The 14,189-nt window shown below is 37.0% G+C and carries 15 protein-coding genes; 13 read left to right on the forward strand and 2 right to left on the reverse strand.

Annotated features, from left to right (window positions below):
- Positions 1-45: 45 nt before the first annotated feature.
- The 10 genes from N0M92_RS26155 (at position 46) to N0M92_RS26200 (ending at position 10,110) form a co-directional block, all read left to right on the forward strand.
- Entirely contained in the window at positions 46-1,134 is a 1,089-nt protein-coding gene (locus N0M92_RS26155) for a tetratricopeptide repeat-containing glycosyltransferase family 2 protein (RefSeq protein WP_260288550.1), read from the forward strand.
- 456 nt (positions 1,135-1,590) lie between these two features.
- Positions 1,591-3,204: a hypothetical protein gene (locus N0M92_RS26160; RefSeq protein ID WP_260288551.1), complete on the forward strand. Its 1,614-nt coding sequence runs from the start codon at positions 1,591-1,593 to the stop codon at positions 3,202-3,204.
- A 451-nt stretch (positions 3,205-3,655) separates the two neighbouring features.
- Positions 3,656-4,363 (forward strand): DNA alkylation repair protein, encoded by a 708-nt coding sequence (locus N0M92_RS26165; protein WP_260288552.1) that lies wholly within the window; start codon positions 3,656-3,658, stop codon positions 4,361-4,363.
- A 184-nt stretch (positions 4,364-4,547) separates the two neighbouring features.
- Positions 4,548-5,156: an undecaprenyl-diphosphatase gene (locus N0M92_RS26170; RefSeq protein ID WP_260288553.1), complete on the forward strand. Its 609-nt coding sequence runs from the start codon at positions 4,548-4,550 to the stop codon at positions 5,154-5,156.
- Positions 5,157-5,522: 366 nt separating this feature from the next.
- Positions 5,523-6,212, forward strand: a complete 690-nt coding sequence (locus N0M92_RS26175) for an HAD family hydrolase (protein WP_260288554.1) — start codon at positions 5,523-5,525, stop codon at positions 6,210-6,212.
- 176 nt (positions 6,213-6,388) lie between these two features.
- On the forward strand, positions 6,389-6,598 hold the full coding sequence (locus N0M92_RS26180) for a hypothetical protein (protein WP_076370451.1): 210 nt from the start codon (positions 6,389-6,391) through the stop codon (positions 6,596-6,598).
- 282 nt (positions 6,599-6,880) lie between these two features.
- On the forward strand, positions 6,881-7,522 hold the full coding sequence (locus N0M92_RS26185) for a DUF4272 domain-containing protein (protein ID WP_260288555.1): 642 nt from the start codon (positions 6,881-6,883) through the stop codon (positions 7,520-7,522).
- Positions 7,523-8,041: 519 nt separating this feature from the next.
- Positions 8,042-8,839, forward strand: coding sequence for a fumarylacetoacetate hydrolase family protein (locus N0M92_RS26190; RefSeq protein ID WP_260288556.1), 798 nt, complete (start codon positions 8,042-8,044; stop codon positions 8,837-8,839).
- Positions 8,840-9,268: 429 nt separating this feature from the next.
- Positions 9,269-9,481 carry a hypothetical protein gene (locus tag N0M92_RS26195; protein ID WP_260288557.1) on the forward strand — a complete coding sequence of 71 codons (213 nt, stop codon included), beginning with the start codon at positions 9,269-9,271 and terminating at the stop codon, positions 9,479-9,481.
- 209 nt (positions 9,482-9,690) lie between these two features.
- Positions 9,691-10,110: a VOC family protein gene (locus tag N0M92_RS26200; protein ID WP_260288558.1), complete on the forward strand. Its 420-nt coding sequence runs from the start codon at positions 9,691-9,693 to the stop codon at positions 10,108-10,110.
- Positions 10,111-10,443: 333 nt separating this feature from the next.
- On the opposite strand, the gene N0M92_RS26205 is transcribed toward N0M92_RS26200, so the two are convergent.
- Positions 10,444-10,983, reverse strand: coding sequence for an ECF transporter S component (locus N0M92_RS26205; RefSeq protein WP_260288560.1), 540 nt, complete (start codon positions 10,981-10,983; stop codon positions 10,444-10,446).
- Positions 10,984-11,192: 209 nt separating this feature from the next.
- Between N0M92_RS26205 and N0M92_RS26210 the strand changes: the two genes are divergently transcribed.
- The 3 genes from N0M92_RS26210 (at position 11,193) to N0M92_RS26220 (ending at position 13,845) form a co-directional block, all read left to right on the forward strand.
- Positions 11,193-12,041, forward strand: a complete 849-nt coding sequence (locus N0M92_RS26210; protein WP_260288561.1) for a pyridoxamine kinase — start codon at positions 11,193-11,195, stop codon at positions 12,039-12,041.
- 440 nt (positions 12,042-12,481) lie between these two features.
- Positions 12,482-12,859, forward strand: a complete 378-nt coding sequence (locus N0M92_RS26215) for a MarR family winged helix-turn-helix transcriptional regulator (RefSeq protein WP_260288562.1) — start codon at positions 12,482-12,484, stop codon at positions 12,857-12,859.
- A 167-nt stretch (positions 12,860-13,026) separates the two neighbouring features.
- On the forward strand, positions 13,027-13,845 hold the full coding sequence (locus tag N0M92_RS26220; RefSeq protein WP_260288563.1) for a DUF4097 domain-containing protein: 819 nt from the start codon (positions 13,027-13,029) through the stop codon (positions 13,843-13,845).
- 255 nt (positions 13,846-14,100) lie between these two features.
- On the opposite strand, the gene N0M92_RS26225 is transcribed toward N0M92_RS26220, so the two are convergent.
- The coding region (locus tag N0M92_RS26225; RefSeq protein ID WP_260288566.1) for an IS3 family transposase at positions 14,101-14,189 on the reverse strand (89 nt) is incomplete at its 5' end.

Below are 14,189 nucleotides of genomic sequence, written 5' to 3' on the forward strand. Positions count from 1 at the left end.
ATTATTACAGGCAGAATCTAATATGCTGTTACTGGAGGTGATTTAATGGGCGGGATTTCAATTAGTTTATGCATGATTGTAAGGGATGAAGAAGATTCACTTTCTAACTGTCTTGCTTCAGTTAGGGAATTAGTTGATGAAATTATTATCATTGATACAGGATCAAAAGATAACACGAAACAAATTGCCTCAACCTTCACTGATCATGTTTATGATTTTGACTGGATCGATGACTTTTCGGCTGCGAGAAACTTCGCTTTTTCCAAAGCGACAAAAGAATATATATTCTGGCTTGATGCGGATGATATTTTAACAGAAGAGAATAAGGAGAAATTTTCAAACCTGAAAAAAGAGTTACCTCCCCACTTCGATTCTGTCATGATGTTTTATCATCTTTCTTTTGATGGGAATGGGAACCCCAGCTTCAGTTCCAGGCGGAACCGTCTTGTAAAACGGGAAAAGAACTTCCAATGGATAGGATTCGTTCATGAGTATCTTGAAGTAACCGGACTCACATTTCAATCGGATATTGCCATTCATCATAAAAAGGAAAAAAGCTTTAATGATCGTAATTTGAGAATTTACAAGAAGGCCCTTCAATCAGGAATTGATTTTTCACCGCGCGACAAATATTACTATGCAAATGAATGCAATGACCATGGTTTATATGATGAAGCCATCAAGTGGTATCGTAAATTTCTTGATGAGGGTAAAGGATGGAGCGAGGATAACATTCAAGCATGCGGCAAGTTGGCGGACTGCCATATACAATTAAAAGATTGGGGTTCAGCAGTCCAGTGCTGTCTAAAGTCTTTCGAGTACGATACACCAAGAGGGGAAATCTGCTGTCGGCTCGGATACATCCATATGGAGCAACATGAATATGAACGCTCGATATTCTGGTACAATCTAGCAACACAAATAGAAATACCAGAAACAAAAAGCCCTTTTATCGAGCGGAATTGTTATACATGGCTGCCGCATATTCAGCTTTGCGTATGTTTTGACCGCATCGGCAAGCTAGAAGAGTCAAAAAGACATAATGAGTTGGCTGCTGAATACTTGCCTGATCACCCTTCTGTCCTCTATAATCGCAATTACTTTCAGAGTATCGAAAAAAAGGAAAAAAGCTAATCCCTTGAACGCCAGGGAATTAGCTTTTTTTGCTTCTCGAAAAGTTAATTTTGGGTCTTTTAAACGTAAAATTGGAGATGATTCCACTGGCCATGCGGAATACGGGAAAAGAAGAAGAAACACGTCTGCTTAAAGGTTTTACTCCGTTTGATTACTAATGGAAACTGAAACTGCTTAATGTGGTTTTCAGTTTTTTTGCTTTACAGAAATCCCAGAAAAATACCCTTATTCATTTAAGGGGGGACAATAGCTCTATAAAAATATTGATCATCCTTAGATTAAACAAAGAATACAGACTAATATTATACCTTTTTTGTAGAACACTGGATATTTAACAACGATAAAGGGTTTGTGCCGTTTCACAGTTGTTGTACATTTCATAAAGTATTATAAGGTTCTAACGCCAAAATAAAACACCTAGTATATGGAAAAAACGTTTAGAGGGTGAAACAAAGTATGCCAGAATTCTTTGATGGAATAACATCTCAAAATGCTTCCTATGCCAACTCCATTAACATTCCCACTTCGTCTGATTACCAACTTTTTGGACAGGTTGGTCTTAATGTTAGCGAAGCAATTCCCACTTCAATGATTCGTATTCAATTTGACGGGATCATCACCTTAAAAGTAAATCCAGAAGCCAGTGTTCCTGCACATTTTATTGAAATTATAATTGTTAGAGGGACCAATCCTAATGTTAATACAATTTTTAGCGGTATTAAGACTATTGTTGTTAATGGCTCTGAGGTCGGACCTCAAGAGTACGCATTTTCAGCTTCTGATTACAATGTCCCCAAAGGTTCAGGATATTTAGAATATACAGCTTTTGTTCGTAACATTACTGGTTCAGTTGATACGGATGTAACGCGTGTTGGCCCAGAGAGCTTTAATGTATCAGCTAGTGGAATTACAGGCGCCACCGGAGCTACCGGAGCCACGGGAGCAACGGGAGATCCAGGGGCAACAGGCGCCACCGGAGCAGCGGGTGCAACGGGAGATCCAGGAGCAACAGGCGCCACTGGAGCCATGGGAGATCCAGGAGCAACCGGAGCGACAGGAGCCACTGGAGCCACGGGAGCCACGGGAGCCACGGGAGATCCAGGAGCAACAGGCGCCACTGGAGCCATGGGAGATCCAGGAGCCACCGGAGCGACAGGAGCCACTGGAGCCATGGGAGATCCAGGAGCAACAGGCGCAACAGGAGTAACGGGAGCCACGGGAGATCCAGGAGCCACGGGAGCAACAGGAGCAACGGGTGCAACCGGAGCGACGGGAGCAACAGGTGCAGCGGGAGCAACAGGAGCAACAGGAGTAACAGGAGTCACGGGAGCTACAGGAGATCCAGGGGCAACAGGATCCACGGGAGCGACAGGATCCACGGGAACCACGGGAGCCGCCGGATCCACGGGAGCGACAGGAGTCACGGGAACCACCGGAGCAACAGGAGCCGCCGGATCCACCGGAGCGACAGGAGCGACGGGATCCACGGGAGCAACAGGAGCCACGGGAGCTGCAGGAGTCACGGGAGCGACAGGATCCACCGGAGCAGCAGGAGCAACCGGAGCAACCGGAGCAACAGGATCCACGGGAGCCACCGGAGCCGCCGGAGCGACAGGAGCCACGGGAGCAACAGGAGCAACAGGAGTCACGGGTGCGACAGGATCCACCGGAGCAACTCCTCAATTAACTTTTGCAGAAGTGGATGGTCCAGTCGCTCTCACAACTACTGGAACCGAAACGTCAGTGGTTACAATGAATGTACCAACTATTATTGGCCAGAACGTTAAAGTGGACTATGCGGTATCAATTGATGTGATCACAACGGCCAACTCAAATTTCACCTTTCAAACTAGGCTATATCGTAATGGGACTTTAGTTGATACACGTTCCGTTCAAAGAAGTATAACTGCTGCAGGTACGTCAAGATTTCCTGTTGCATCTACTAATGTAAATACTGCCGCTATTACTGGAACTTCAACATATGAAATTAGAATCGCTTATACAGTAGCATCAAATGTAACCTCTTCAAGTGCAATAAATGCCGATATTAACGCAATACGCTTTCCATAATGAAAGTAACTCTATATCACCAGCCATATTCCTTTAAACTAAGGGTATGGCCTTTTTTTAGGCTCTTTTCGCAAAGATTGTTGTTTTTAAAAACTAAACGATTTAAGTTTGATTGGAGCGCAAGTGCGAGACTCCTGCGGGAGCAGCGGGACAGGTGAGACCCCACAGGCGTTTACGCCGAGGATGCTCACCGCCCGCCCGCGGAAATCGAGCATCTGGAGGGGAAATCAATCACACCGCTTTACGTGGTAAATAGCAACAAAGTATGCGAAAACAGCCTTTTTTTAAAAAGGCTATAAGGCCATAACTTTTTGGATGTACTGAACGTGGATTGAGTACAATGGTATGTATGGCCAAGCTGACAAATGGCAGTTTGTTATAGGATAATGGTGATATATTTGATGGGCAAAATATTAGGGGGAAAACTCCGAAAAGAAGGAAGTGCTAAGCGATGAATTTAGAGATGGTTATGCAGGAACTTGAAGCCCTTGGCAAGGAACGAACTAAAAAAATATACATATCCAATGGTGCGCATGAGCCGCTTTTTGGCGTGGCTACAGGCGCTATGAAACCAATCGCAAAGAAAATAAAAATAAGTCACCATTTAGCTGAAGAGCTTTATTCGACGGGGAACTACGATGCTATGTACTTTGCAGGCATTATTGCAGATCCAAAAGCCATGACTGAGTCGGATTATGATCGTTGGATGGATGCAGCGTATTTTTATATGCTGTCCGATTTTGTAGTGGCCGTAACTTTAGCAGAGTCGGATATTGCACAAGAAGTTGCTGATAAATGGATTGCAAGCGGTGAAGAGCTGAGAATGTCGGCGGGCTGGAGTTGCTACTGCTGGCTTTTAGGGAATCGGCTTGACGTTGAATTTACAGAAAGCAAGATTTCCAATATGCTTGATAGTGTGAAGAATACGATTCACGATTCGCCAGAACGAACGAAATCCGCCATGAATAATTTTCTATACACCGTGGGGATTTCATATTTGCCGCTCCATGAAAAGGCAGTCGAGACTGCAAAGGCAATAGGAACAGTAGAAGTCAAACGGGACAAGAAAAAAAGCAGTTTTCTAAATGCTTACGAAATTATTCAAAAAGAAGTCGATAAAGGAAGGCTTGGTTTTAAACGCAAATATGTAAGATGTTAAAAAAATGGCATCGCATTATGATTGGATACAAGAAAATATCCTTCTTAAACTAAACGTTTGCTTTACTTCAATAAGGAAGGTTGCTGAGGCAGCCTTTTTCTCTAGGTTTAATTGAAGTTTATCTTATTTACATAATGGAATTTAATAAAGTTAAAGTGATAATACAATCAGGAGGAATTTTTCAATGGCTTTGTCCGAAATGAATAGTACATTGTTTAGAATGATTAATAATCTAGGTAAACAATACACGGATTTAAATCCTTTCTTTGTATTCATCGCTGAATACATGATTTTTTTCTTAGTATTGGCGGTCCTGATGTTTTTGTTTTCTCGAAGAAATAAAAATAGAATCATGGTAATCTGTGCATTTATTACATTGGTTATCTCGGAACTATTGGCAAAAATAGCAGGGCAATTCCACTCGAATAATCAACCATTTGCTGAGTTGCCAAACGTTAATAGGTTAGTTGAAAAAGCAGTCAATAATTCCTTTCCAAGCGACCATACGATCATATTCTTTTCATTTTGTATAACCTTCTGGTTGTTCAAAAGGGGTTGGGGGATATTATGGGTGATTTTGGCTGTACTTGTAGGTATTTCGCGAATTTGGGTAGGTGTCCATTATCCAGCAGATGTTCTTGTCGGAGCCATCATCAGTATCGTTTCAGCCACGATCGTTTATAAAATTGTTCTTAGGTTAAGTCTGACTAAGAAATTTTTGGGGAATCAAGGCGAACCATCGATTCTATCTGCCCTATCCGAACAAAAGAAAGGTAAGTCTAAGGACTTTTAAAAAAGAGCCTAAATATACTACCAAATCGATCATTGCTTTCACTTGCACTTTTGGATTTTAGGTCTAGTTTAAAGAACCGAACGGAAGAAGCAAAAAGCATGGAGCAGGACAGAAAATGATGCTTTTATCAAAAGAAAAAAGAATAACAAACAACTAAGAGGTGATTGTATGAAATATAAGAAAGCCAAATAAGAAAGATATAAAAGACCCTAATTGGAAACCGTTTATTAGATAAAGCTTTTAAGCTAACGCCGCACTTTAATTCAATAAGGAGTTGCCTTGGCAGCTCATTGTGTGGAAAACAGAATATTGCAAGTTAAATATTAATATGTTTGGTAAATTTCATTTTTGCAAAGGGGGAAGAAAATGACACAATCATTGATTTTTGATATGGATGGTACATTATTTCAAACAGATAAAATTTTAGAAATATCCCTTCAAGAAACATTTGATCATTTGAGGAATTTGAGTTTGTGGGAGCATAAAACGCCCATTGAAAAATACCGGGAAATTATGGGTGTGCCTTTACCAGTTGTATGGGAAACCTTATTACCTGAACATTCGAGCGAAATCAGACAACAAGCAAATGAATTATTCCACGAGAAATTAATTACTAATATTAATGTAGGCAAGGGTGCTTTATATCCGGATGTAAAGGAAGTTTTTGACCATTTAAAAGATAATGACTGTGCAATATACATAGCAAGCAATGGGCAAATAGAATATTTAAATGCAATCGTAAAGTATTATCATTTAGATAATTGGGTTACGGAAACATTTAGTATACAACAAATACAATCTCAAAATAAGTCAGATTTAGTACATACAATAGTGAACAAATATAATGTTGAAAAAGGTGCTGTAATTGGAGATCGCTTATCAGATATTAAAGCAGCAAAAGATAATAGTTTAGTAGCGGTAGGGTGTAATTTTGATTTTGCTCAAGAAAATGAGCTTGCGCAAGCAGATATCATCATTAACAGCTTAGTTGAATTGAAATCAGTTTTAGAAAAATTAAATGACAAAAGCAATGGCGGAAATAAGGCAATAAGGTGAATTGGTGAAGTTTTTTCTGTTTGCAACAAATGGGGCAGGATAGTTTAAGAAGATGCATCCATCTGTATTATTGAGTCCCAGCGCATGTTATAATGAATGACTTAAGATAATTACTGTTTTTGGACGGATGCCAAGTAAAGCCTCCGCATAGCGATAAAATATGGAGGTGTAAGAGATTGAATAAACAATGGACGATTGGCAAAATTAAAGAATTTGTTGAGAACAATTCGGAAAGTAAGTTGCTAACGACGGAATATCACGGTTTTTCTCAAAAGTTACTATTTAAATGTACATGTGGTAGCAATTTTGAAAAAACGTTTACGAAGTTTAAGAATAATAAACAACGTAAATGTGACGTGTGCCAACCGCCTAAAGCTGCACGATAACATAGTGAATAATCGAAGTGCTGATTTCTTTAGGGAAGTTGGCACTATTTTTATTTAAGGGGACTAAAAGTGGATTTCCTGAAGGGGAGGTCTGGACGATTATTCACGCTTAAACTAGTGGGTGCGTTAGCTTTAAAAATGGGCTGTCATAAGGCAGCTTTTTTTATGCAACTAAAGTCTCAGGGAAGTTGGGATTAATGGTATAATAAAAGATAGTGTGTGGAAAGTTTTCCTAATAATAGTTTTAAGGATGACGGGATTTACCTAATAGTGAGGTGCGGAATGAGAAGTTCGAAAAATAGAAAAAAAAGATCGGAAAAAATATTAAAGACCCTAAAGGTACCAATAAATAAACATTTACCCTTAACGGAAAATGAAGAAGAAGTTTCTCTTAGAACGAAAGAAGAGATCATTAACAGAATTATTCCATTAGCGATAGTCTCAGCGAAAGCTATGGAGGCTCCGTTAGAAAAAATTGAGGAATTTATTGAAAGATATAATGCTAACGAATTATTCACAGAAGAAGAAAAAAAGTTTTTAATGAAAAAACATCTGAATCAGAACGAGCTGATCCAGTACTCTTGGAAGTTGGAATGTATTTGGCTTCTGCTTTGGTCTGTAAATCTAATATCCGATATAGATGTTCCAGCCGATACGTGTAATGCTGAATATGTTTTTGAGACGGTTTTTCTTCATTCTAAAAAAGAGTTGCTTGATAAATCCTCTATAAAACCATCCAGTGATATATTAGATAGCCTTGATTTTATTTATAGAGCGCATTGGGCGGTACGGGAAGCCCAAATAAATCATTTGGAAGTTCCATCCTCTCTAGATGAAGGCGTTGTATATGAAAGACACTACACTCTTAATTGGCTAGTAAATTATATGGATCAAGAATGGGAAGAAATAAGTACAGATACATAAAAGCGCGAATACTTTCATGCTCCCTTATCAGGGGTAAATGTGAAGTTTTCCACTTAATTTAACGGGTGATTGTTTCAAACAAGGAAGGCTGCTGAGGCAGCCTTTTTATTATGGCACTAACAAGGCAGGTTTGCTGGACAGGGACGAATTACCAGTACAAAAGTTTTCATATTTTGAGATAATCAATAAGCACCAAGATGAATGTAATAGGGTGTATGAGTTGCAATTGTATGCATGAAATGAAGTGAGAATTTCATGGGGAATGTATTACTAGGGCTGCCAATCGGAAGATTTATTGCAGCCTATATAAGGCAATACACAGATTATAAATAAATTGTAGGTTCCATAAAATACATAGTTAAATAATTTAATTTTATTGAACTAAAGGTCGGTTCAGTTGAAGAGAGGGTTGCGACGAGAGCTCATTTTTCACGTAAAAGAACAGACATGTTATAGTATAGGAGAATCGGATTTTATTTTATCTGAGGTAATCTTAATCATCAAAGGAGTTTATTCATAATGCATGTGCTACAAAAAACACAAAAAATAGTTCGCTATCAGAATCAACAGGGCAATATACATTACGGTATTGTTGAGGATGAAAAGATATTACAACTGTCTAGCAGTTTTGCTGAACTTGTCAACAAGGAAATAAAGTATGACGGGGTAGAGCTGAAATATAGTGACGTAAAAATTCTGGAACCTGTAAAACCTTCGAAAGTTGTTAACTTCGGCTGGACATATGCAGGTCATGCAAAGGAAACAGGGGGAGAGGCGAACCTTGTAGAACCATTTCTATTCTTAAAGCCGTTATCTTCGCTTATTGCAGACAAGGAGAAAATTATCCTTCCGCCAAACGAGCTATCCAACCAAGTTGAACTTGAAGGGGAAGTAGCCTTGGTGATTGGAAAGCGCGGAAAAAACATCAAAGAAGAAGATGCGCTTGATTATGTGTTCGGTTGCACGATATTTAATGACGTCACAGCAAGAGATCTTACAAAAAAAGATCCACAGTTTACGCGGGGCAAAGGATTTGATACGTTCGGACCTTTGGGACCGTGCATCGTTACCGGGGTAGATCCCACTAATTTGCGGATTGTGACCACTTTAAACGGCCGCGTTGTCCAGGACGGAAACACCAATGAAATGTCTCTAAGCATTCCGTTTCTAATCAGCTGGCTTTCACAGGTAATGACACTGGAGCCAGGTGACATTTTGGCCACGGGTTCACCATCTGGCAGCTGCCCGATCAAGTCGGGGGATGAGGTCGTTGTTGAAGTCGAGAACATCGGTCGCTTAACTAATGATGTTCAGTAAGATGTGCCAGCATTCTTCATAACCACAAATGCTAATAGTTAGTAAAGATCGGAGCTGTCTTTTAAGGCAGCTCTTTTTCTTTATGCATCGGGCAAGTTAGTTTAATAAGGGATTTCCACTTTTACACAAATGGAAAGATGTGAAATGGTATGATTGAAAGAGAAACAGTAATTGTACAGAACCTAATTTTTTTTTGGGGGAATATATTCTTGAAAATGGTTAGAATCTCTTAACAATAATGGTTATTGTTCTATCAGGTTATATTCTAATAACTCGAACACTGGATTTATTAACGCCGTATTATTTGTTTTTCCTTGGGGCACTAATTTGGGTGATGGGATTAGCCGAATTTCAAAAAGACAGAAAAGTTTGGGGGAGCTATTGGAGAGTAAATATGCTTACGATGCTGTTTAAGGAGTGAGATAAATAATGAATTTATTAAGCTTTTCAAAAGTGAAGATTTTAAAACTATCTATTCATGCATTGTTAATAGGTGTTTTATTAACATTAGTTAGTTTAATTGTTAATGATGTTATTTCAATGGTTCTTCATGAAAGAATGACATTGAATTTAATATTTATTAATGTAATTATGGCTTTTTGGGTTTTGTGGGCAATGCAAAATACAAAATATCAGAAATAATGAACTTGAGTTTAGTTAAATAAAGTGTTTTTTATTCAGCTAACGGGTGCATTTCTTCAATAAGGGAGCTGCTTCGGCAGCTCTATTTCTTTTGGAACTAAAGGGGCTGGGTAGTTGAAAATTCAAAAGGGCAATTATGGATAATTAAAAGGGGAAAGATATATAAGTGGAGAATGAGTTTATTTAAGTGATTAAAGGAGGCGAACAGTGTGAATAAAAAATTATTAAGGGTAGGAACTACTTATATCCCAGTTTCAAATGTAGAACTTTCTTCTGAATGGTATGTAAACAAATTGGGGGCAGAGTTAAGCTATAAAGACGAAGACAAAGCAATTCTTAATTTTGCGAACCAAAGTATTTTCCTTGTTAAATCTAAAGAAAATCAAAGCTCAAATTTCTATGATATTTACGGTGTTGAGCGTTTTTCTATAACTTTTGAAGTTAATGGAATAAATGCTTTAGAAGCTATACATAGAGATTTTAGCCATAAACAGATTAAAGTTAGTGCAATTGAAGATAGAGGACATTCAGGGGAAAATTTTATTTTCTTCGATTTAGATGGTAATAAATTTGATGTATGGAGTGAATTAAGTCCAATCTTCAAAGAAAAATACCTTATCTCGCAATAGAGAAGAATGTTTTCTGGTTGAACTAACGGGTGCGTCGTATTATAAGGTTAGCCAGTTGTTACTGGTTGCTACAGGAGTTCCACGTTATATGCAAAGATTAAATAATATAAATTGGGTGAAATATTCATGTAGTTCTAGTGCCCATTAACTTTTATTAGCCAGTTAAAAAGAAGGTGAATACAAGAAGAAGAAAGAGAAATCAAGATTACGGATTAGAGCGAAAAATCGAACATGTTGGAAAAATCCGCAATGCAGTCTTAATGGCTGCCTTTTTATTTAATTGTCAGGGTATCAAAAACTAACATCAAAAATAAAGGGTGTTTTTCAGCGAATTTACTTAAAATAAGGAACCTTTTTCAAAGCCACATTAACTGGAACGGCAACGATAATTCCTAATATATTTTGAACGAGATCTCCAGGTATCGAAGCTAAAGGTGCAATCCAATTACCGTATAGGATCCCTTCACCAATATAATAAACAGCTATCATAAATGGAATGGAAACGATTGTTGCTATTACATTGAAAGCAATGCTAGTACCGTTGCGACCCTTTGACCAAGCGATTTTACCAACTATATATCCTTGCAAACCACGCGCCACAATGGTGATAGGTGCCCACAATGCCCACCCTCCAACTATATCAAATAACCCCATTCCTATCGCACCAGCAAGAGCTGCTTTTTTAGGACCAAATAAAATAGATGCAATAAAAAGCATAGCTGTTCCTAGATGAACTAACCCTCCATTTGCGGCAATTGGCAGTTTAATATTCAAAAAGAAAGTAGATAGGAACACAAGTGCAATCAACATTGCGGTAATAATTAAATCCATAGTTTTTTGACTTGACCTTGAATAACTTTGTGTATTTTGCATGTCTGTAAACCTTCCTAACTAGAATTTTCCTATGATTTTAGCAAAAGACTGGTGTCTATAAAAGTGTCAATTTATTAAAAAACTATGGGGTCAGTTGATAAAAAATACAGATATTATACGTATTGACAAGAGAGAGGAGATGACTGTTTTTAGCTGATTTATGATAAGATAAATAAAGTTTAAAGTGGATAGGCCATATGGAGGTAATTATGAAAAAAGTTGCTGTACTACAGGATTTATCATCTTTTGGAAAATGTTCATTAACAGCTGCAATTCCGGTTCTTTCGGTCATGGGCGTGCAGGCATGCCCTTTACCAACGGCCATATTGACTGCGCAAACCGGATATCCAAGTTTTTTTTGTGAAGATTTTACATCCAAAATGAAATACTTCATAGAAGAATGGAGCAAGCTTAATGTAACCTTTGATGGAATCTATACCGGCTTCGTTACTGGTGAAGAGCAAATTAATAATATTTTTCATTTTTTAGATAAATTTTATACAAAAGAAACCATTTTACTTGTTGATCCAGTAATGGGGGATATAGGAGAAGTCTATAAACTTTTTACCGATGAATTACTGGTTCTTATGAGAGAACTGGTGAAGCGTGCAGATATCATTACACCAAATGTTACAGAGTGCTGTTTATTAACCGGATTGTCTTATGAAAAGCTGCATAGCTATTCAAACGAAGAGGACTATATTAAAGTGATAGAAGAAGCCGGGAATATGTTGCAGCAAGAAACGGGAGCTCAGGTTATCATCACTGGAATGAATCCACCGTCAGCAGATTCAGAGAAGCAGTTTATCGGAAATATGTATTTGGACGGAAGTAGAACCTTCTATAGTGCGACGCAGTATAACGGTGAAAGCTATTCAGGTACTGGTGATTTATTTGCATCTGTGATTATGGGAAGCATGATGCGTGGAGAGAACCTAGAAAAATCCGTACAGCTCGCAGTGGCATTCCTGACAGAGGCTATCAATGATTCCTCCTTGGAGCAAATTCCTAAAGTAGAAGGAGTTAACTTCGAAAAATATTTACGAATGTTATTATGAATGCTTTTAAAAATGGAAAAAAATAGAGTGACAAAGTGCGTTAGCTGAAGATTGGAGCTGTCTTTAAGGCAGCTTTTTCTTATGGAACTAACGGGGCAGTTTAGTTCATTAAGAAAACATGTTTATCTTGGAAATAATTATTATGATGAAGTGGAATATTCGTTAGGAAGGTGACAACGCCATCCTCCTGTATATTTTCTACAAGAATAGCGTTTGTTTCGTTATGTTAATATAAATTCACTTTAGCTTGATGGCGATGGGGTAGGATTCCGTATACATTAATGAATAGATTATTTTTCCTTGTACTAGTATAATAAATATATATAGTTTTTAAAATGTTTATCGATTATAAATTATAATATAAATATATTTTACATACTAAAATTATTTAAGGGGTGATTAAGATAGAAAAGTCCTCAGACGATGTTGTTCGTATTCTAATGACCGAAATGTTTAACATTCAAAATAAATCAAAAGACTTTATGAAAACACTTACTCATGATGAAAATCTCTCAGAAAATTTAGTGCTTTTATTACTAAGACTTAAATTATACAGACATATGAAAATTACTGAGATTTCAGAAGCATTTATGCTAACGCCTGGTGCAGCAACGAATATGTGCGATAAACTTGAAGACTTAAATTATATAGAAAGAATAAGGGTTAAAGACGATAGAAGAGTTGTAAGGGTTTCACTTACTAGAAAAGGAGAAGAAAGGGTCGAAGCGATATTTTCAAAATTCTCAAAGGAAAAGATAGAGAGAATATCAAGTATTTTAGAAGAAATAAATAAACTATTTGAAAAAATAGAATATTAATAATGTCTAAAAACAGATTATAAAATCTGTTTTTTTATTTTATGGAGAAATTGACAATATATATCAGCAGTTATATATTATAGTAAATAAATATTTTAATAACTAAAATATATTCAGTTGGGAGGAAACAGAGAATTACTATTATTTCTAGAAAAGAGGGGAAAAATATGAAAAGAAAACTATTTATGATGGGGGTTCTGACTTTGATAATAACTGGAGTTTTTGTTGCACTTAGTAAAAAAAATTTTGAGTATAAGAGTGACTTAAAAAACGTAGAAAAGATTATTGTTGATTCTGACGTTTCTAATATTGTCCTTGTTAAAGGTGATTCAAATATGAATATAGAATATTCAGGTCAGAAATCATTTTTAGGAAACCCTAAAATAGATATAGTTTATAACAAAGATCAAGCCATTATTAAAGTGAAGGCTCTTCCAAATAAGTGGATGTACATTTTACCTGGTAACATAAGAAGAGGAAAGTTGATACTGAACATTCCTGCAAAATTATTAGAACATGTTCAAATTAAAACCCAAAACGGAAACATTGATGTTAAAGATTTAAGTGAAGTAAACCGATTATCTCTTAGTTCGAATGTAGGTAATATTAATGTAGATTCTTTTAAAGGGGAATCCGTAAATATAGAGGCAAAGAATGGTTCTATAAAATTAGGAACAGTTGATGGAGAAGTCAAAATAAAGAACCAAACTGGTAACCTAAATAGCTTAGTACTTTCTGATATTAAGGGCAAAAACAACATTAAACTCTCAAATGGCAGTGCAAAGATAACACTTCCTAATGAATTAGATCTTAATGATATAGGATTTAATATTTCAGCCAGTAATGGAAGGATAATTTCTGAACATAATAAATTATCAAGCGATAATATAACAAAACGAGGCGCAGGGCAGAAAATCACTAATCGTTCCAAAGGGAATAAGGAATTAAATATATCTGTTACAATAGGTAATATAAAGATTAATTAAGACCATACAATATGTACATTCATTGACCATCTCAATAATATCAAATGAACGAAAGGCATATGCAATACCAAACGGAAGTGCAATTTTCTCCAAGAACGGGGAATTATTTAAAGTGGTTAATGATATCTACTCCCTTTAAAAATGAAGTAGGAATTAGTAAATTCTACTTCTTAATGAACTAACGGGTGCGTTCGTATTATAAGGTTAGCCAGTTTTTTAAACTGTACCCTATGTAAAGGACATTTTTAAAAAAGGTCATGCCACTTTGAGAAGGTGATTTCTGTATTGAACAGGAGTCATCTTCTTTAAGTTCCATTGATATCTGAAATTGTTATAGTACGTCA

The organism is Peribacillus aracenensis (assembly GCF_025175645.1).
Lineage (GTDB): Bacteria > Bacillota > Bacilli > Bacillales > DSM-1321 > Peribacillus > Peribacillus aracenensis.